The sequence below is a fragment of the Curtobacterium sp. MCBD17_008 genome, from assembly GCF_003234475.1.
Lineage (GTDB): Bacteria > Actinomycetota > Actinomycetes > Actinomycetales > Microbacteriaceae > Curtobacterium.
In genome coordinates, this window is the sequence record NZ_QKTK01000002.1 from 63,882 (window position 1) to 82,838 (window position 18,957).

Here is an 18,957-nt window from a genome sequence, read left to right on the forward strand (position 1 = left end):
GAAGCGACGGCGGGGAGTGAGGTCACACCGTCACCGTCCGCCGCACGGTCACGTCGTCCCGTAGCGCCGCGAGCACCTCTGCCGCGGGCGAGCCGACGGGAGCGTGGAAGGCCGTCAGCACCTGCCGCCGAGGACCGGGCACCTCGAGCGTCTGACAACGCAGGGTGACGAGCCCGTGCCCGTGCACCTCCTGGTCGATCGCACCGTTCAGGTAGGGGCGGGCGTCGTGCCGGGCCCAGAGACGTCGGAATTCCGCGTCACGGACTGACAGGGTGCCCACGATCTCCTGCAGGCGGCGGTCCCGCGGGTCGCTCCCGTACCGCAGCGTGGCGGCCGTACGTTCAGCTGCCTGCGGCCAGTCCTGCATCGTGACCCGGGCGGACGGCGAGAACACGGCGAGGGGCAGGTTCACCCCGGGACGCAGGCCGCCACCCGTCATCGCCCGTGCGAGCGGGTTCACGACGAGCACGTCCTGGTTGCCGTCCATGATGTAGGCCGGGGTGCCGGTCCACTGGTCGAGCAGGCCGGCCAACGCTGCGAGGACCGACCCGGGAGGCGCGGGGGCGTCGGTAAGGAGTCCACCGGTCTGGATGCGCACCAGGCGGCGCATGTGGTCGATCGCGGCCGGGTCCAACCGCAGTGCGCGGCCGAGTGCGTGCAGCACCTGGTCCGAGGGCTGGCGGTCCCGCCCCTGCTCGAGGCGCAGGTAGTACTCCTGGCTGATCCCGGCGCGCTGCGCCACCTCGTCGCGACGGAGGCCCAGGACACGACGCGACGTCAGCGAGACGATCCCGACGTCGGTCGGCTGCACGAGGGCTCGGCGAGCACGGAGGTACTCGCCCAGCGGTGTCGCGGTGGTCGGCATGGCGGTGGTCCCTCTCGTCGGCGGTGCGGCACCGGGCCGTGGTGCTGCATGATGACGAGCACCAGCCCACCAGTCAGCCGGCGTCCGCACCATGCAGAACGCAGGCAGGAATCGAGGAGACCGTGTCCGGACGAACCGACGGAGCGGTCCTCCGGCGCCTGCGCGCTGAGGTCGGCCTGACCCTCGCCGACCTCGCGAGCCGGGCCGGGGTCGGCGTCCGGACGATCGGTGACATCGAGCGCGGCGTGGCACGTCGCCCGCAGCGCGCCACGCTCGAGGCGATCGCGACGGCACTGGGAGCCGGTCCCACCGACCGGAACGCACTCCTCGCCATCGGTCGGCGGCAGTCGTCGTCGACGTCCGCCGCGCCGGACGTCGTCGACGACTTCACCGGCCGTGAGCACGAGCTGCGCCGGATCCTCGACCGACTCGGCGACGACCACGCCACGGTCGTCGTCGTGTCGGGCGGGCCCGGCGTGGGGAAGAGCACCCTGGCGGCGGAAGCGCTCCGCGTGCGCGGCAGCAGGTGGCTGCACGTGGACCTCGGCGGGCAGTCCGCGTCGCCCCTGTCCTCGCTCGACGTGGTCCGACGACTCGTCTCGATCGCCACGGACGGAACGGAGGACGCACCGACCGAGTTCGACGCGGCAGCGTCTCGGTGGCGCGCGCTCCGTGACGAGCACGGTCACGCGGTGCTGCTCGACGACGCAGCGGACGAGGCGCAGGTCCGGCCGGTACTGGAGGCGAGCGGCCCAGCGGCCCCGGTCATCGTCACCGCACGGAGGTTGCTGGCCGGCCTCGACGCCGGGCTCCGCGTGACGGTGACGCCCTTCGAGCAACAGGACGGCCTCGCCCTGCTCGAGCGCATCGTCCCCGATGCCGCGGGACACCCTTCGCTGTCCGCCCTCGCCGAGCGATGCGCGGGAGTCCCGCTGGCGTTGCGGATCGCCGGCAGTCGAGTGGCCGCCCCGGGAGCGGACCTCGACGATTTCCTCCGTGCGATCGTCACCGAGGAGCAGCGGCTCGCGGCGCTCCACCACGGCGACCGCTCGGTCGAGGCGGCCTTCGCCGTCTCCTACCGGGCACTGCCCGCGTCGACCGCGCGCGTGTTCCGGTCCCTCGCGGTGATCGACGGTACGACCTTCGACGCGTGGACCGGCGGTGCAGCGCTCGGACTCGGAGCGGAAACGGCGGAGGACGCACTCGAGGACCTCGTCGACCTCGGTCTCGTCGAGCCCCGCGGCGGGAACCGGTACCGCGTGCACGACCTGCTGCGTGCGTTCGCCGGCGTGCAGCTCGTGACGGAGGACGGAGCGACGGCACGAGACGCCCGTCGCTCCCGGCTGCACAGTGCGGTGCTCGGCAGGTTGGCCGACGCCGCCGGTCGTTTCGCTCCGGGCGCGCCATCGACGAACGGCGCAGACGCCCCGGACGCGGCGCGGAGGTGGATCGTCGGGCAGGTCGACCACTGGTGGCCGGCGTTCCGGGCGCTCGTCGATGCGGGGGACCACACCGCCGTCGCTCGCACGGCCAGCGAGCTGCAGTGGTTCTCGAACCTGTGGCCGGCATGGGGTCACTGGTACGAGCTCTTCGGTGACGCGGTGGAGGCCGCCCGACGCCTCGACGACAGGGCGGCCGAGTCCCGCCTCCTCGGCCTCCAGACCTGGGCGGCGCTCATGGAGCGGGGCGATCGGGACGGAGCGCTGGAACTCGCCACCGCCGGGCTCGCCGCAGCGGACACCGTCGATGACGACCTGCTGCGCGCGAACGCCGAGTACCACGTCGCGTGGGCGTACCTCGCACTCCGGCAACCGCTGCTCGCCCTGCCGCACATCGAGTCAGCCATCGACGGGAACACCCGGGCCAGCGACGACGCCGCGCTCGTCCAGTGTCGGTCGATGGCCGGCGCGGCGCTGCACCTGCTCGGCCGCCACGACGAGGCGATCGTCGCGTTCCGTGGGGTCCTCGACGACCTGGACCGGGCGCCGCAGGGCGACCCCGGGATGGCCTTCACCCGCGTGGTGGCGCTCGAGGAGATCGCGAAGTCGGCGAACGCTCTCGGGAGGTGGGCCGAAGCGCGCGACGCCGCGGACACCGGGCTCGCCGTCGCGGCGGGGATGGGTTGGGACACCGGTGCCGCCCGCGCCCTGCGGCAGCGTGCCGAGGCGCTGCTCGGGTCCGGTTCCGTCGCGGAGGCCCTGGCCGACGCCGAGCGGGCGGTCGCGCTGGTCGACGCGGACCGTGCCGACGCGCAGGCGCTCGCCGTCGTCGGTGAGCTCCGTGAGCTGGTCGCGCGAGCACGCAGGACGACGGCCGCCGCACCGGACCCGTCGACGCGTGCAGTCGACGTCGCAGCGCAGGATGTCCCCGGCGGGGGCAGGCAGGGCACGCCCGACGCTGATTAACCTGCCTCGGTGCAGCCAGACCCCGACCAGCAGCCGATCGTGCGAGCTCGCAACATCGAGCACGCCTACCCGACACACGCGGGAGTGGGACGTGCGGTCCTGCGCGGGGTGTCCCTGCAGGTACGGCGTGGGGAGATGCTCGCCATCGTGGGGCCGAGCGGCTCCGGGAAGAGCACGCTCCTCGCCTGCCTGTCCGGGCTCGAGACGCCGGTGCGCGGCGTGGTCGAACTCGACGGCGTCGACCTGCGCGGGCTCTCGCGGCAACGGTCCGCCCGGTACCGCCGTGGACGGGTCGGGTTCGTCTTCCAGACGTACAACCTGTTGCCCGCCTTGACCGCTCGGGAGAACGTCGCGTTGCCGGCACGCCTGGCGAAGCGCCCGGCGGACCGGCGGACGGTCGACGCCGCACTCGATGCCGTGGGACTGCTCGACGCGGCGGACCAGCGGCCGGACGCGATGTCCGGAGGGCAACAGCAGCGGGTCGCCATCGCCCGCACGCTCGTCGCCCGTCCTGAGGTCGTCTTCGCCGACGAACCCACGGGCGCACTCGACACCGTCGCGGGTGCACGGGTGCTCGACCTGCTCCGCCGGACCGCAGCGGGCGAGCGGTCGGTCGTGATGGTGACGCACGACCTCGCCGCAGCGGCCCGCGCGGACCGTGCCCTGGTCCTGCGCGACGGCCTCGTGCACGCAGAGCTGATCCGTCCGGACGTGGACGGCCTGTTCGCCGCCGTCGAGCACGCGGCCCTGACGTGATCGTCGCGCAGCTGGCTGCGGCCGACCTCCGGTCCTCGTGGCGGGTGTGGTGTGGGTTGTTCGCGGTCTGTGCGGTCGCCGCCGTGGCCGGATCCGTCCCGGGCACGCTCGTCGTGGGCGGGCTGCAGACACCGGACGTGCGGGGCCTCGCGATGCTGTCCATCGCGGGCACGACGGCGGCGTTCGCACTCATCGCCGTCCTGGTGATCGTCTCGGCAGTCGTCCGGCTCACAGCGGCGCTCCTCGTCCGGACGTACGGGCTCTGGCAACTCGCCGGCGTCACGCCTCGCGGCGTCCGGTGGACGATGCTCCTGCAGACGGCCCTGGTGTCGACGACCGGCGCGGTGGCAGGCGCAGCCGCCGCAGCGGTCGTCGTGCCGCCGGCGGTGTCCGCGGCACTCCTCGACTCGAACGGGCTCGCGGACGTCCGAGTGGCGGCGTCCTGGGTCGAAGCAATCGTCGTCGTCGTGGTCACGGCTGGAGCAGCGGTCGTCGCCGGTGCACCAGGGAGCAGGCGTGCAGCAGCCACCTCGCCGTCGGCGGTGCTCCGGAACGCGCCGGTGGGCCGCCGGTCGGTCGCCGTGCGAGCGACGGTCGTCGTCCTGCTCGTGGCGCTCGCCGGGAGCATGCTCGCCGGGCTGCCTGCGTCGGTGCCGGACGGAGCCGCGCCCGCGCTCCTGATCGGCCCGGTGCTGGTCGCGGCGGTCGCCGTGCTGGGCCGGACCGTCGGCGCACCCGCCGTGCGGCTCTGGACCGCGCTCGTGCCTGCCAGCACTTCTGTGACCTTCGGGCTGGCGCGCGCGGCGGTGCGGTGGTCGGCATCACGGAGCGACACGACGCTCGCGGCTCTGCTGGTGGCGGTCGGACTGCCCACGGGACTGGTCGGCGGGCAGCGGACCGCGGCGAGTGCCGTGGGTGCGGACGTGCCCGGCGGAGCCGGGGCGACGGTGCTCGTCCTCAGCGGCCCGGTGCTCCTAGCGGCGATCGGAGCGGCGGCCACCGCGGCGATGGCCGCTCGGGACCGTGCCCGGGAACGCGATCAGCTCAAGGCCGTCGGCGCGTCGCCGGGCCTGCCGGTCGGGGTCGCGGCGCTCGAGGGGCTCGTCCTCGGGATCACGGGGACGCTGGTCGCCGCGGCGGTGGTCGGCGTCGCAGCCACCGCAGAGTGGGCGGTGCTCGTCGGCGGGCACCCCGGTGCGCGGCCGGTCTTCCCCGTCGTGCTGCTCGGTGCCGTGGGCGTGTTCTCGACGGCACTCGTGGTCGTCTCCTCGGTGCTGCCGGCGCTCCCCGCCCGTCGTCGTCGCGTTCCTGTCCGGGCGTGAGCCATCCCGCCCGTCCGGCCGGACCCGACGTAAACTCAGCAGGTGTCGGAACACATCCATCGACTGGTCGGCCGCGACGCCGAGGCCCGGCTGATCGCGAACGCGTTCGACGAGGCGCGTGCCGGTCTGGGCAGCGCGGTCCTCATCGAGGGGGAGCCCGGCATCGGGAAGACCGCCCTCCTGGCGGACACGGCCGCGGTCGTTGGAGACTATGCACGCTTCGTCCTGCGGGCGCGAGGTGTCCGGAGCGCGACCGACGTGGCGTTCGGGGCGCTGCACGAGCTGCTCAACCCCCTCACGGCGTACATCGACGCGCTCCCGGAACGACAGGCGTCCGCCCTCGACGTCGCCTTCGGTCGGCGGACCGGTCCGACGCCGGACCGCCTCGTGCTCGGCGTCGCCGTCCTCGGGCTCCTGGAGGAAGCGTGCACGCACGGCACGGTGGTGCTCCTCCTCGACGACCTGCACTGGATGGACCGGACGTCGGTCCACGCACTGCTGTTCGCAGCCCCACGGCTGACGGCTCTCCGCGTCCTGATCGTCGCCACCTCCAGGACAGGTGGGCAGGTGTCCGATCCGGCAGACGCGTTCCCGACCGTGATCCGTCTGGGACCGCTCGACGACGTCGCCGCTGCGCAGCTGCTCTCGGACGTGGCCGGGCACCTGCCGGACCGGGAACGTTTGCGCGTCCGACGCGAGGCGTACGGCAACCCCCTGGCCCTGCTCGAGTTCTCCGCCGCCGACGCAGGTGCGACTCGATCACGGACCACCGACCGGATGTCCGCACGTCTCGAGAGGAGCTTCCTCGACGGCGTCCGCCTCCTCCCGCAGGACGCTCAGGAGGCACTGCTCCTCGTCGCAGCAGGAGAAGGCGCCACGGTCCGGGAACTCGAGGAAGCCGTGGCGGCGGCAGGCCTCGGTGCCGCGGACCTGGCGACCCTGGAACGGGAGGGCTTCGTCCGGCGTGACGGTGACCGCATCGTCCCGCGACACCCCTTGGTCGCCTCGGCACACTACGACGCGGCGGATCCCCTCCGACGCCGCGCTGCCCACGACGTCCTCGCCACCGCGGTCCGTGCCCCGGACCGTCGCGCTCTCCACCGCGCCGCAGCGACCGTCGGCCTCGACGAATCCGTCGCCGCGGACCTCGACCGCGTCGCGGAGACTGCCCTCCGGCACGGCGCGCCGGCAGAAGCCGCGACCGCGTGGCAACGCGCCGCGGACCTCTCGCCCGACCCCACGCACCAGGCGAACCGACTCGTGGAGGCCGCGGAGGCGGCCCGGCGTGCGGGCGCCTCCGATGACGCGTCCGTGCTCCTGCGCCGCGCGGAGCCGCTCGCGGAGCTCTCGGATGCCCGGACGCAACACCGCTTCGCGCGGGCGGAGTGGATGCTGAGCATGACCGCGGACCACCGAGGTCGGGGGGCCGCCGAGCTGGTGGCCTTCGCCGGCACCCGGTCCGAGGCCAGCGAGCGTGCCGAGGTCCTGTTGTGGGCAGCCGCCAAGTGCTACATCCACCAGGAACCGGACGGTGTCCGGGAGCTGGTCGCCTCGACCGTCGAACGCGCTGCTCAGGAGCACGAGGACCGGGACACGGCGGTCCTCGCAGACGTCACCCTGGCGCTCGTGCGGACCGGGCGGCCGCTGGACGACGCGACCGTCGACCGCTTCCTGGACCGCGCCCAGGCGACCGACGGCGTCATCATCAACTGTCTTGCTTTCGCTGCCGAGGAAGCCGGCGACATGGCGCTCTCGGACCGGTGCTGGACAGCAGGCGCCCGCCTGTTCCACGACGCCGCGCGGACGAGCGACGAGGCTACCGCGCTCTGCGGCCGGGCGAGCCCGCGGATCACAGCGGGACACCTGACGGACGGATTGGCCGATGCCGACCGATCGGCACGGCTGAGCGAGGAGTTGGAGCTTCCCGTGGTCACCGGGATGGCGCTCGCCGAGGCGGCTCGAGCGCTCGCACGAGCAGGCGACCGTGAGGGAGCCCGCGCGTGTCTGGACGCGCTGACGCGCATCCCCGTCGCGCAGGGGTTCGCTCGCATCGTCGCCACTGCGGCGTGGGCAGCGGCGCTGACCGCGGCGGACGAGGGGCGCCACGACGACGCACTCGCGCACCTCGCCCGGACCTCCGTCAACCGGCCGGTCGCGATGTGGTCCGGAGCGGACCTCGTCGAGGCAGCGATCCGCACCGGGGACGCATCACCTGTGCTCGAGTGGCTCGACGAGGCGGAACAGGTCGCGGAGGTCACCGGTTCCTCGCACCTGCGGCTGCTCGTGGCGCGATCCAGGGGATTGCTGGCGGTCGACGACGCCGAGGCGCTCGAGCACCTCTCGTCAGCGGTCGAGCTCGGATCACCGAGCACGATGCCGTTCGACCTGGCCGTGGCACGGCTCCACCTAGGCGAACGGCTCCGACGCGTCCGGCGGATCGTCGACGCCCGTGAGCAGCTCGCGCAGGCAGTCCGGCTGTTCGACGGTGTCGGCGCCCGCTCGTGGGCGGCACGCGCGCGCACCGAGCTCCGCGCGGCCGGTGGTGTCGCGGAACGCGATGTGGCGCGCGAGACGGCGGACGACCTGCTCACGCCACAGGAACTCCTCGTCTCCCGCATGGCCTCGACCGGCCGGACCAACAAGCAGATCGCCGACGAGGTGTACCTGTCCCACCGGACGGTCGCCGCCCATCTGTCTCGCGCGTTCACGAAACTCGGGATCAGCCGCCGCTCCCAGCTCGTCGGCGTCCTCGCACCCGCGGACGCACCGGACTGAGTCCCGTGCCCGGTCACCGTCGGGTCACGCGACGGCGGCGGCAGGGCCCGGCGCCGCCGCCGAGCGCCTCCGGGCGTGCTGCAGGAGTCGGGCGCCCGCGCTGCCGGCCTTCGCGGTCAGCGTGACGAGCGACTGCCCGCTGGGACCCGGCACGGCGAGTGAGTGGCACACGAAGTCGACGGCACCGAGTGTGCCGACCCGGATCTGCGCGGGCCAGACGACCTGTCGCTCGACGTCGTGGCGGGCCCACAGGGTGCGGAACGTGTCGTCGCGGATCGCGAGCGTGCCGACGACCTCCTGGTAGCGCGTGCTCCTCGGGTCGCCGTGGAAGCGCAGGTTGGCGACCGCGCGGCGGGCGTCGTCTGCCCAGGCGACGGCGTCCGCGCGCCCGTGCGACGAGAAGAGCTCGAACAGGACGTTGCTCCCGGGCTGGAGCCGGGGGCGGACCAGCCGTGCGAGCGGGTTCGCTGCGAGGACGTCCTGGTCGGCGCTGATGACGAGCGCCGGCAGGTCGGTCAGCCCGTCGACCAGATCGGTCAGCCCGTCGACCACCGCGGCCTTCGCGGGCACGGCGTACGGGGCGTCCTGCTCGTCGAACTTCGCGAGTCGGTGCATGTGCTCGACCGCCACGGGGTCGAGCAGGAGGGCCCGTCCGATCGCGGCGAGCACCTGGTGGGACGGTCGGCGGTCGCGCCCCTGTTCGAGGCGGAGGTAGTACTCCTGGCTGATGCCCGCGAGCTGCGCGACCTCGCTGCGACGGAGCCCCGGTACCCGTCGGGTCCGGGAGGAGATGATGGCGACGTCGGTGGGCCGGACGAGCGCGCGCCGGGCCCGGAGGTAGTCGCCGAGGTGTGCAGACGGAGCGGTCACGGTACCTCCCGGGTCGGAGCAGGCCGTCCCGGGAACGTGCCGGGATCGTGTCTCCACGGTGGCGTCCCCACGACGTCCGCAGCATCCGTCGAATGACCACATCCCTGCCCCATCGGATGGTGTCCCGGCCGGGGACACGTTCCCCGTGCGGGCTCGCCCGTACGCTCCGGAAGGTGAGCACGGACGACGAGGTCGACTTCCGGCGGGCACTGCTCGGCAGACTGGTCTTGCCCTGGCGGACCGTCCCGGCAGCCGTCTACGACCGGCACCTGACCGTCCGTGTCGCCAACTCTCTGGTGCACGCCGTCCACCCGTCGTTCCGGCCCGGCGCCAACCTGGCACGTGCGGCCTTCCTGCAACCCGACGGTGCTCCGCTGTTCCGGGCCGCGCCGGGTCCAGCCGACGTGACACCGGTCGGGACCAGGCTCGCAACGGAGCTCCGACGGCTGCTCGACGAGCACGAGGAGGACCAGGGCTTCATCGAGCTGGTCGGTGAGCTCGCCGCACGCAGCGCCGACTTCGCCCGGCTCTGGGCCGAGCCGGGCGACGCCGGACCGAACGGCGTCGTCGGCTTCGACAACCCCCTGGTCGGTCACCTCGTGCTCGCGTACCACCGCTTCGCCGTGCCCGGTCCGGACGGTGACACCCTGCTGCTGTGGCGCGGTGCGGACGAGGAGTCGGCGGGGCGTCTCGGGCGCCTCGCCGACTCGCTGCCCGACTGAGGCGACCGTCGTCAGCGCGCGACCACGACCTTGCCGATGGCCGTCCCGTCGGCGACCTGGCGGTGCGCCTCGCGCAGGCCTGCGGCGTCGAACCCCTGCACGAGCGAGGTCACGGTGGATCGCACGCGGCCGGCGTCGACGAGGTCCGCGAGCGCGTCGAGCAGGCGCCCTTGCTCGGCCATGTCCGGTGTGCTGAACGACGACCGGGTGAACATGAGCTCCCAGTGCCAGGCGATGGACTTCCGCTTGAGCGGGTACAGGTCGAGGCCGCGCGGGTCGTCGATCGCGGTGATCTCGCCGAACGGCTGCACCAGGTCCGCGAAGGCCTGCACGTTCCCGGCCGAGTGCGCGGTGAAGACGTACTGCACACCCTCGGGCGCCACCGCTCGGACGTTCCGCACCAGGTCCCGGTGGTCGACCACGTGGTCCGCGCCCATGGCGGTCACCCACTCGCGGCTTTCAGGACGTCCGGCCGTGCCGACCACCGTCAGTCCGGTGCGCGCCTTCGCCAGCTGCACGAGCACCGAGCCGACTCCTCCGGGGGCTCCGACGACGAGCAGCGTGCCGGTGCTGTGCTCCGTCAGACGGAACCGCTCGAACAGCGTCTCCCATGCCGTGATGCCGGTGAGCGGGAGTGCCGCGGCCTCGGCGTGGTCGAGTGACGTGGGTCGGCGCCCGACGATCCGCGCGTCGACGACGTGGAGTTCGGCGTTGGTCCCGGGGCGGTCGAGTGCTCCGGCGTACCAGACGGCATCGCCGACGGCGAAGCGGGTCACCGCGGGGCCGACCGCCTCGACGACACCGGAGGCGTCCCAGCCGAGCTGCTTCGTGCCCGAGCGGAGGCCGTGGCGGCTCTTCGTGTCGACCGGGTTGACGGACACGGCCTCGACGCGGACGAGGAGGTCGTGCGGACGCAGCGGGGCGAGCGGCACCTCGCGGGTGACGAACGCATCGTCGTCGCGGACGGACCTGCCCGCCTGCGCGAGGAACGCGCGGGTCGTGGTCGGTGCGGTCCGGTGACTCCGGTTGCTCGGGTCGGTGACGGTCATGGGTTCCTCCGTTGGTACGCGGTCGACAGGTGCTCTCCGTGGAGGCGCGGATCGCCTCCACGACGCACGGTAGGACCTCGCACCGCCGGGCAGCGTGGCTCCGTCGGGGACATCCTCGGTTGTGCATGACCCTGGAGGGGATGCTCCTCGCGGGGACACGTGCCGGGGTGGGAACGGCCCGTAGCGTCAGGATCGTCGCCGTCCGGCGGCCACGATCGAGGAGAACCGATGAGGATCCTGCACCCGCCCGTCCCCGCCACGTCGCACGTCGGTGTCGACGTCGCCCCGCCAGTGCTCCAGACGCTCCTGCTGCCCGTCGTCGCCACGGCTTCGAGCCACTTCGGTGGCCACTCGTGACACCGATGCGCACGGTGCTCGAGGTACTCCGGGCGGACCCGGACCAGTGGCGACGGCGCGGTCTCCGATCGCCTCGGGAGATCGCGGTCATGGCGACGGAGCGCTCGCTGCCCGAGGATCCGGCATACGGCGACTTCTTCGTGCCGTCGGGGTGAGACGCCGACGACGAACGGCCCGGTTCCCTCAGGGGACCGGGCCGTTCGTCTCGTCGGCCGGGTCAGGCTGCGCGGTCGAGCGCCGCCACGTCCACCGGGGAGAGCCGGACCGCGGCGGCGGCGACGTTCTCCTCGAGGTGTGCCGGGCTCGACGTTCCCGGGATGGGCAGCAGGTTCGGCGAATGCTGCAGCAGCCACGCGAGCGCGATCTGTGACGGCGAGACACCAGCGCGCGATGCCATCGCCCCGAGTGCACCGGACCCTCGTGTCAGCCCTCCGGTGGCGAGCGGGAACCACGGGATGAAGCCGATGCCGAGCTCCGCCGTCACACGCACGAGGTCCTCGGACGAACGCTCGACCAGGTTGTAGAGGTTCTGGACCGTCGCGATCGGCACGATCCGCTGCGCCGCGAGGAGCTCCGCGACGCTCACCTCGCTGAGCCCGACGTGCCGGATGAGCCCTTCGTCGCGGAGGGCAGCGAGCGCGCCGAGCTGGTCGTCGAGCGGGACCCGCTGATCGATCCGGTGCAGCTGGTACAGGTCGATGCGCTCGAGTCGGAGTCGGCGGAGGCTGCCCTGAACGGCAGCGCGCAGGTGCCCAGGCCGTCCGTCGACCATCCACTCGCCCCGACGTCCGCGGACGAACCCGCCCTTCGTGGCGATCACGACGTCGTCGCGGTACGGCGCGAGCGCCTGACCGATCAGGTCCTCGGCGACCTCGGGCCCGTACGCGTCCGCCGTGTCGATGAGGGTCACGCCGAGTTCGACGGCCCGACGGAGGACTGCCCGGGCACCCTCGGGGTCGCGCGAGGGGCCGAAGGCGTTCCGGCCGGGCAACTGCATCGAGCCGAAGCCGAGACGTGCGACGGGGAGGTCCCCGCCGATCCGGAAGGTACCCGCATCCGCGGCGGTGACGGGTCGTGCATCGATGTCGGTCATGGTGGTCCTGTTCATCAGCTGATGCGGTGGAGAAGGGATGAGGAAGCGGGCGCTGCTCACACGGCGGGCACGACCGTGCGTTCTCGACGAGCGCGAGCGGTCAGGCCCACTGCGGCGACGGCGGCAGCGACGGCGACGAGCGCTGCGTACGACGCACCGACCGTCACGAGCCCGAGGCCGGCCGTGCAGAAGCCCGCGACGAGCACCGGGACGCCGTAGGCCGCGTATGCGATCAGGTACACGGCTGCGAAGAGGCCGCCGCGGGTCGCGTTGTCCGCGAGCGGGCCGAGGATCCGCAACGAGGACCCGAACGCGGCGCCCTGTCCGGCACCACCGACGAGCGCCGCCCCGACCAGCAGGGGCAGGTCGGCAGTGAGGACGGCGACGCCGGCGCCGACGGCTCCGACGAACAGCAGGCCCGCACCGATCGCCGTTCCGCGCCGGTCTGCGACGCGGGCGAAGAGCATGCCGGCGACCGCCGCGGCGGCGGGTTGCACGGCGATGACGGTAGCGCTCGCCGCTCCACTGCCGAGTGCGAAGACGCCGTCGTCGAGTCGCGGCCCGAGCCCGAGGAACAGGCCGGAGAACATCCAGCCGGCCACCGTCAGTGGAGCCAACACGATGAACCACGCTCGGGCGCGAGTGGGGACCGCGAGCACTGGTCGGAGCGACGCGAGTGCCCCGGCGTGCCGGTCCGCCGTCTCGTCCGCCGCGAGCACGGCGGCTATGCCGACGAGCAACACCACTCCGAGCGTCAGGAACACGGCGGCGGTCGGGTCGGGCGCGAACTGCGCCGCCATGCCTCCACCGAACGCGCCGAGGGCGAGACCCCCGACCGGCGCAGCGCTGGTGAGCACCGTCATCGTGCGCCGGTGCCGTTCGCTGGACAGTTCGATGATCGCCGCCGTGAACGTGCTCGTCGCCGCTCCGGTCGCGACACCCTGCACGGCTCGGGCGGCGATCACCCACCCGATGCCGTCGGCGACGAGGAACAGGGCGCTGGCGACGAGCATGAGGACGAGGGCCGCCACGAGGACGGGCCGCCGACCGACATGGTCTGACAGCCGCCCGGCGGTCAGGAGCGTCCCGAGGAGCGTCACCGCATAGACCGTGAAGGCCGATGTGAGCTGCCAGTCGGGGAAGCCCCAGGCCGCCTGGTAGACGACGAAGAGCGGACTCCCGGCTCCAGCGCCGAACGCGACGGCGACGGAGGCGACGACGACGCCGATCAGCGCGGTCCTCCGGTACCCGGCGGAGGACCGGCGCGGTCCCTCCTGCTCCGACCGACGCAGCAGACCGAGGGACCGGGTCGCGATGCTGCCGACGACGAGGGTGGCCACCCCGACGACGACCCAGGAGAGGACCGTGCCGGTCGTGCCGAGGTGCGCGAGCGAGAGCAGGCGGATCCCGTACGTCGCGCTCGCCGCGGTGGTGAACGTCATCGCCCAGAACCCGATCGCGAACCCGCTCGTGACGTAGCGGCGCAGGAGGAAGACGTGGGGCAGGAGGAAGGCGACCATCGTCCCGGCGAGCGCGGTGTGCACGACGGATGCCGAACCTCCCGTCATCGTCCACCAGGCGTTCCCGGCCACGGCGGGAGGCGCGGAGAGGATGGCGAGGGTCGGGAGCAGGCCGGCCGGCACGGCCGGACCGGTGGCGAAGCGCGCGACGAGGACGGCGCCGATCAGGAGCCAGAACAGCACGCCGGCGGCGAAGTACCCGATGGCCAGCTCCGGGTGTCCGATCGTGGCGAGTGCCTGCGAGCTGAGCAACGACGCCGCCACGGTCGGGAGGAGATACCCGCCGTGCAGGGCGGCGGGATCACGAGGGAGGGTGAGCAGCGTCGTCACGAACCAGGCACCGAACGCCGTCGTCACCACGAGCATCGTCCACACACCGACCGCGCCCGTGACCGGGAACCGGATCGCGAGGTGTGCGGCGAGCAACGAACCGACGGCCGGGACGAGCGCGGCGAACGGACCGAGGACGGGGTGTCGGAGGTCGGCTGCCATCGCCCGCACACCGCCGGGTCGGTGCAGGTACCGCACGATGGTGACCACCCAGGCGACCGCTGCGGCCGCCCACAGCACCTCACCGATGGCCGGCGGTGCGCCGAGTTCGATGCCGGCAGCCGTCCACGTGCCGGCGATGCCGGCCGTCCCGAACGCGATGCCGAACGTGTTGAGGGGGAGCCGCGGTCGCGGCTGCTCCGACGTGGTGCTCATGGCTGATCTCCTCCGAAGGGTTCAGACGTAACCCTCATAGATGGTGCGACATTCCGGAGTGCTGACGGACGGGAGGCGCGGTGCGGACCCGCACCGCGCCTCCCGTCCGACTGACGATGCGTCAGCCCCTGATCCAGGCGAGGACGTCCTGCTGGAGCACCTTGCGGTAGTCGCCGTGGATGCCGTGCGGGGCCCCCGGGTAGGTCTTGAGGGTGCCGTCCGCGACGAGGTCGATCGACTTGCGGGCGGCGTCGTCGATGGGGACGATCTGGTCGTCCTCACCGTGAGCGATGAGGATCGGGACCGTCAGTGCCTTCAGGTCCTCGGTCTGGTCCGTCTCGGAGAACGCCTTGACGCAGTCGTACGCGGCCGAGAGGTTCACCGACTGGCCCTGACGCCAGAAGTCGAGCTTCGCGCCGTAGGAGACGTCGCGGCCGTGGTTCGCCCCGAAGAACGACTCGGACAGGTCGAGCCAGAACTGCGATGCGTCCTCGAGGACGCCGGAGCGGATGCCGTCGAAGACGTCGATCGGGGTGCCGTCCGGGTTGCTGTCCGACTTCACCATGATCGGCGGGATCGCACCGGCGGTGATGACCTTCGCGACCCGGCCGTTCGCGTACTGCGCGGCGTAACGGACCACCTCGCCGCCGCCGGTGGAGTGGCCCATGACGATGACGTCGTGGAGGTCCAGGTGCTCGATGAGGGCGGCGAGGTCCTTGGCGTACTGGTCGATGGTGTGGCCGACGGCCGTCTTCTCCGAACGGCCGTGTCCGCGGCGGTCATGGGCGATCGTGCGGTAGCCGTTCTCGCTGAAGAACTTCAGCTCCGGCTGCCACGCGTCCGAGCTGAGCGGCCAGCCGTGCGCGAAGACGATGGGCTGCCCCTCGCCCTGCTCGGTGTAGTACATCTCGAGGCCGTCGGGCGTGGTGAACGTGGGCATGGTTGTCTCCTTGCGTCGTGGTCTGAAGCCGAACGATCGTCGTCGGCGATGGCGACGCTACGAGCGCCGCGTCGCGGGGGCGTGTCCCCGTGGGGACCACCCACACCGCGCTCCGTCACCACGCGGGTGACCCGGGCAGGGGCACGCAACCCGTCGAGGACGATCCCTAGCGTCGGTGCCGTCCACCGAACGGAAGGAACCGGACATGACCGACATCACGATCACCCAGGCGCACGCCGCCATCACCGCAGCCGAGGAGAAGGCCCAGGAACTCGGCGTCCCCTCGACCATCACCGTGCTCGACCGGGGCGCGCGGCTCGTCGCCGTCGCCCGACAGGACGGTGCGCCGCTGGTGTCCGTCGACGCCAGTGCCGCGAAGGCCCGGACCGCGGTGTCGTTCGGGGCCGCATCCGGCGACCTGTCCGGTGCCGTCCAGCCGGGAGCGCCGTTGTACTCGCTCTGGGCCGCGAGCCAGGAGCCACTCACGTTCGTTGCCGGCGGTGTGCCCGTGCGGGACGCCGACGGGCACGTCATCGGGGGGATCGGATCGAGTGGTGGATCCCCCGACCAGGACCTCGAAATCGCGAATGCGGCGGTCGCAGCGCTCTGACCCCCTCCGTTCCCGCCCGTGCTGCCTGGCCTGGGCGGGGACACGCGCGTCGGTTGCGGACCGCCCTAGCGTCACCGCATGTCCTCCCAGAAATCGACGTGCACCGTCGAACACCGAGCTGACCCGCGGCGTACCGACCGTCCGGGATCAGCGCACGAACGACGCGTCGCCGTCCGGCTGGCGTTCCTCGGTCGGCGACGGGGCGACGTCCACCGGGTCGGTGAGGATCCGCGTGAGTGCGATCGAGGCCAGGGTCGGCGTGGACGACCTGACCGGGACGGTGGATCCGGAGCGGTGTATACGCATGCGAGCAGGCTACGAAGCTGTCAGCGCCCGATGCGTGCCTGCGGCACGGACACCCACGGGCGGACCCGATGAGCGTCGAGGTGACCCTGGGGTGGGTCGTCGTGTTCCTCGTGGTCACCGTCGCGGTGAGCGCGGCGGCACGACGCGTCGGTTGGTCGGCACCCCTCGCGCTCGTCCTCATCGGGGTGGCGGTCTCGTACGTGCCCGGCGTTCCCCGCGTGGACGTCGAACCGGACTTCGTGCTGTCGGTCCTCCTCCCACCGCTGCTGTTCGCCGCGGCGCTGCAGACATCCCTGGCCGACGTCCGCGCGCGGCGTGAACCGCTCCTGCTGCTGTCGGTCGGCCTGGTGGCGTTCACGACAGTGGTCGTCGGCCTCGCCACCTGGGCGGTCGTGCCGACCCTCACCCTCGCCGCCGCGTTCGCCTTCGGTGCGGTCGTCGCTCCGACGGACGCCGTGGCGGTGACCGCGGTGACCCGCCGGGCGCCGCTCCCACGACTGCTGGCATCGATCCTGGACGGGGAGAGCCTGCTCAACGACGCCACCGCGCTCGTCGCGCTCAACACCGCGGTCGTCGCGATCGTCGCGGTCTTCGACCCCGTCCGTGCTGCGGGCGAGTTCGTGCTGGCGGTGGTCGGCGGCGTGGGCGTCGGACTCCTGGTCGCGTTCGTCATGGGAGCCGTGCGGCGACGGATCTCGGTCGCCGTCCTCGACACGAGCCTGTCGCTCGTCACGCCCTACGTCGCCTTCCTGCTCGCGCACGGCATCGGTGCATCGGGCCCGCTCGCGGTGGTGGTTGCCGGGCTGTTCCTCGGTTTCCGCGCTCCGGTGCTGCAGTCGGCGGAGGCGCGCCTCGCTGAGTCGCTGAACTGGCGCACCATCCAGTTCCTGCTCGAGAACGCGGTCTTCCTCCTCATCGGGCTCAGCCTCCCGGCGATCCTCCGCGGCGCGTTGTCGTCCGGCATCGGGGTCGCCCGCGCGGCCGTGGTCATCGGGGTGGTGGTCGTGGTCCTCGTGGCCGCGCGTCTCGGGTGGAGCCTCGCCGTGACGGCCGTCTACCGGTGGGGACCGAGGCGACTCCGGAGACGGAGCTGGCAGTGGCGTCTCGACCTGCCGGTGACCGTCGCCGGCGTCCGCGGGGTCGTCACGCTGGCCGCCGTGTTCCTGCTGCCCGAGCAGACCCCGCACCGGGCGTTCCTGCAGTTCCTCGCCTTCGTCGTGGTCCTGGCGACGCTCCTCATCGGGCTGACGCTGCCCTGGGTCATCCGGAAGGTGGCGCTGCCGCCGCCCGACCTCGACCAGGAGCGGATGGAGACGCAGCTCCTGCTCGCCGAGGCACGGGCCGAGAGCCTCCGACTGGTCGAGGAGCTCGAGGACGGTGCGTACGACGACCGCGTCGTGGAGCGCGTCCGCGTCGACGCCGCACTGCTCGGCGAGACGCTCGTGGGCGACGACGCAGTGCGCGCCGACCGGTCGGCCGCGTACGGGGAGCTCCGGATGCTCGCCATCGCCGAGGAACGCCGAGCCGTCCTGGGGGCGCGGCGCGAGGGGCGCTACCCCGAGGCCGCGGTTCGTGCCGTGCTGACCGTCCTCGACATCGAGGAAGCTGCCGTTCGCGCCACCGTCACCGGGCGGACCGACTGAGGACGCAGGGAGGGTGTCCCGCTCGGGAGCATGTCCCCGACGGGAGCACGCTGTGCAGCCCATACCGCTCTTAGCGTCGACACCGCCGCCGGCCGACGGGGTCGGCCGACCCGAGGGAGCACCGCAATGACCAGCACGGCCCCGACCACCGGCACCACGACCACCACCGTCCGGACGAGCCGCGTGACGGCCGCGAACGGCACCAGCTACGCCTACCGCCGCTTCGGCTCGAGCGCGGACGGCGTCCCGCTCGTGTTCCTGATGCACTTCCGCGGCAACCTGGACAACTGGGACCCGGCCCTCGTCGACCCGATCGCCGCGGACCGCGAGGTGATACTCGTCGACAACGCCGGCGTCGGTGGGTCCACCGGCACCGTGCCGTCGACGGTCGCGCAGATGGCCGTCGACCTGCTGGCGTTCACCGACGCGCTCGGGATCCGCCGGTTCGACGTGTTCGGGTTCTCGCTCGGCGGGTTCGTCGCACAGGACCTCGCCCTGCTCCGGCCCTGGGCGGTGCGCAACCTGGTGCTCGCCGGCACCGGCCCCGCGGGCGCTCCGACCATGCACGGTTGGCGTGAGGACATCGAGCGCGAGTCGCGCCAGGACGTGCCGTCGGCGGAGAACCTCCTCTACATCTTCTTCGCGCACACGGAGACGAGCCGCACGCTCGGCGTGGACTTCCTGCGCCGGCTGGGCGGTCGCACCGAGGATCGGGACGAGCCGACGACCGCGGCGGTCCGCGACGCGCAGTACGACGCTGTGCTGGCCTGGGGCATCCCGGACATCTCGAAGCTCGAACGTCTGACCGCGATCCGTCAGCCGACGCTCGTCCTGCAGGGCGACGACGACCTGATGATCCGCACCCCCGGCAGTCACACGCTCGCCGGGCTGATCCCGGATGCGCGCCTGCACGTGTTCCCGGACGCGGCGCACGCGTCGATCTTCCAGTACCCCGCCGAGGCGGCAGCTCTCACCACCGACTTCCTGACCGCGGCGACCGCCGCCTGAACCCCGGAGCC

16 protein-coding genes are annotated in these 18,957 nt (G+C 72.8%); 9 read left to right on the forward strand and 7 right to left on the reverse strand.

Annotated elements, in window-relative coordinates; all coding sequences use genetic code 11:
* Nucleotides 1-22 precede the first annotated feature (22 nt).
* Nucleotides 23-865 (reverse strand): helix-turn-helix domain-containing protein, encoded by an 843-nt coding sequence (locus tag DEI95_RS02155; RefSeq protein WP_181436161.1) that lies wholly within the window; start codon nucleotides 863-865, stop codon nucleotides 23-25.
* Between the two features lie 122 nt (nucleotides 866-987).
* On the opposite strand from DEI95_RS02155, the gene DEI95_RS02160 reads away from it, so the two are divergent.
* Genes DEI95_RS02160 through DEI95_RS02175 form a run of 4 tightly spaced genes read left to right on the forward strand, consistent with a single transcriptional unit; the run spans nucleotide 988 to nucleotide 8,123 of the window.
* Nucleotides 988-3,270: a helix-turn-helix transcriptional regulator gene (locus DEI95_RS02160; RefSeq protein WP_181436162.1), complete on the forward strand. Its 2,283-nt coding sequence runs from the start codon at nucleotides 988-990 to the stop codon at nucleotides 3,268-3,270.
* A gap of 9 nt (nucleotides 3,271-3,279) precedes the next feature.
* Complete coding sequence (locus DEI95_RS02165; protein WP_111059241.1) at nucleotides 3,280-4,026, forward strand: ABC transporter ATP-binding protein; 747 nt, start codon at nucleotides 3,280-3,282, stop codon at nucleotides 4,024-4,026.
* Nucleotides 4,023-5,348, forward strand: coding sequence for an FtsX-like permease family protein (locus tag DEI95_RS02170; protein WP_111059242.1), 1,326 nt, complete (start codon nucleotides 4,023-4,025; stop codon nucleotides 5,346-5,348). Before DEI95_RS02165 ends, DEI95_RS02170 begins: the two co-directional genes overlap by 4 nt.
* A gap of 42 nt (nucleotides 5,349-5,390) precedes the next feature.
* On the forward strand, nucleotides 5,391-8,123 hold the full coding sequence (locus DEI95_RS02175) for an AAA family ATPase (protein WP_111059243.1): 2,733 nt from the start codon (nucleotides 5,391-5,393) through the stop codon (nucleotides 8,121-8,123).
* A 24-nt stretch (nucleotides 8,124-8,147) separates the two neighbouring features.
* Here DEI95_RS02175 and DEI95_RS02180 read toward each other — a convergent pair whose 3' ends face one another.
* On the reverse strand, nucleotides 8,148-8,993 hold the full coding sequence (locus DEI95_RS02180; protein WP_181436163.1) for a helix-turn-helix domain-containing protein: 846 nt from the start codon (nucleotides 8,991-8,993) through the stop codon (nucleotides 8,148-8,150).
* Nucleotides 8,994-9,166: 173 nt separating this feature from the next.
* Between DEI95_RS02180 and DEI95_RS02185 the strand changes: the two genes are divergently transcribed.
* The gene (locus DEI95_RS02185) at nucleotides 9,167-9,715 is read left to right on the forward strand and encodes a hypothetical protein (RefSeq protein ID WP_111059245.1); all 549 of its coding nucleotides are present in this window, start codon (nucleotides 9,167-9,169) and stop codon (nucleotides 9,713-9,715) included.
* An 11-nt stretch (nucleotides 9,716-9,726) separates the two neighbouring features.
* Here DEI95_RS02185 and DEI95_RS02190 read toward each other — a convergent pair whose 3' ends face one another.
* Nucleotides 9,727-10,764 carry a zinc-binding alcohol dehydrogenase family protein gene (locus tag DEI95_RS02190; protein ID WP_111059246.1) on the reverse strand — a complete coding sequence of 346 codons (1,038 nt, stop codon included), beginning with the start codon at nucleotides 10,762-10,764 and terminating at the stop codon, nucleotides 9,727-9,729.
* Nucleotides 10,765-10,992: 228 nt separating this feature from the next.
* On the opposite strand from DEI95_RS02190, the gene DEI95_RS16880 reads away from it, so the two are divergent.
* Nucleotides 10,993-11,121 (forward strand): hypothetical protein, encoded by a 129-nt coding sequence (locus DEI95_RS16880; RefSeq protein ID WP_258367405.1) that lies wholly within the window; start codon nucleotides 10,993-10,995, stop codon nucleotides 11,119-11,121.
* 217 nt (nucleotides 11,122-11,338) lie between these two features.
* Here DEI95_RS16880 and DEI95_RS02195 read toward each other — a convergent pair whose 3' ends face one another.
* The 3 genes from DEI95_RS02195 to DEI95_RS02205 form a co-directional block, all read right to left on the reverse strand.
* Nucleotides 11,339-12,214, reverse strand: coding sequence for an aldo/keto reductase (locus DEI95_RS02195; protein WP_111059247.1), 876 nt, complete (start codon nucleotides 12,212-12,214; stop codon nucleotides 11,339-11,341).
* A 56-nt stretch (nucleotides 12,215-12,270) separates the two neighbouring features.
* The gene (locus DEI95_RS16835) at nucleotides 12,271-14,439 is read right to left on the reverse strand and encodes an MFS transporter (RefSeq protein ID WP_220036612.1); all 2,169 of its coding nucleotides are present in this window, start codon (nucleotides 14,437-14,439) and stop codon (nucleotides 12,271-12,273) included.
* Between the two features lie 121 nt (nucleotides 14,440-14,560).
* Nucleotides 14,561-15,379 carry an alpha/beta fold hydrolase gene (locus tag DEI95_RS02205; protein ID WP_110904249.1) on the reverse strand — a complete coding sequence of 273 codons (819 nt, stop codon included), beginning with the start codon at nucleotides 15,377-15,379 and terminating at the stop codon, nucleotides 14,561-14,563.
* A gap of 205 nt (nucleotides 15,380-15,584) precedes the next feature.
* On the opposite strand from DEI95_RS02205, the gene DEI95_RS02210 reads away from it, so the two are divergent.
* The gene (locus DEI95_RS02210; RefSeq protein WP_146243575.1) at nucleotides 15,585-15,989 is read left to right on the forward strand and encodes a heme-binding protein; all 405 of its coding nucleotides are present in this window, start codon (nucleotides 15,585-15,587) and stop codon (nucleotides 15,987-15,989) included.
* Between the two features lie 147 nt (nucleotides 15,990-16,136).
* Here the strand turns inward: DEI95_RS02210 and DEI95_RS16550 are convergent, their stop codons facing one another.
* The gene (locus tag DEI95_RS16550; RefSeq protein WP_181436164.1) at nucleotides 16,137-16,295 is read right to left on the reverse strand and encodes a hypothetical protein; all 159 of its coding nucleotides are present in this window, start codon (nucleotides 16,293-16,295) and stop codon (nucleotides 16,137-16,139) included.
* A 68-nt stretch (nucleotides 16,296-16,363) separates the two neighbouring features.
* On the opposite strand from DEI95_RS16550, the gene DEI95_RS02215 reads away from it, so the two are divergent.
* Nucleotides 16,364-17,938, forward strand: coding sequence for a sodium:proton antiporter (locus DEI95_RS02215; RefSeq protein WP_111059249.1), 1,575 nt, complete (start codon nucleotides 16,364-16,366; stop codon nucleotides 17,936-17,938).
* A 126-nt stretch (nucleotides 17,939-18,064) separates the two neighbouring features.
* The gene (locus DEI95_RS02220) at nucleotides 18,065-18,946 is read left to right on the forward strand and encodes an alpha/beta fold hydrolase (RefSeq protein ID WP_111059250.1); all 882 of its coding nucleotides are present in this window, start codon (nucleotides 18,065-18,067) and stop codon (nucleotides 18,944-18,946) included.
* Nucleotides 18,947-18,957: the final 11 nt, after the last annotated feature.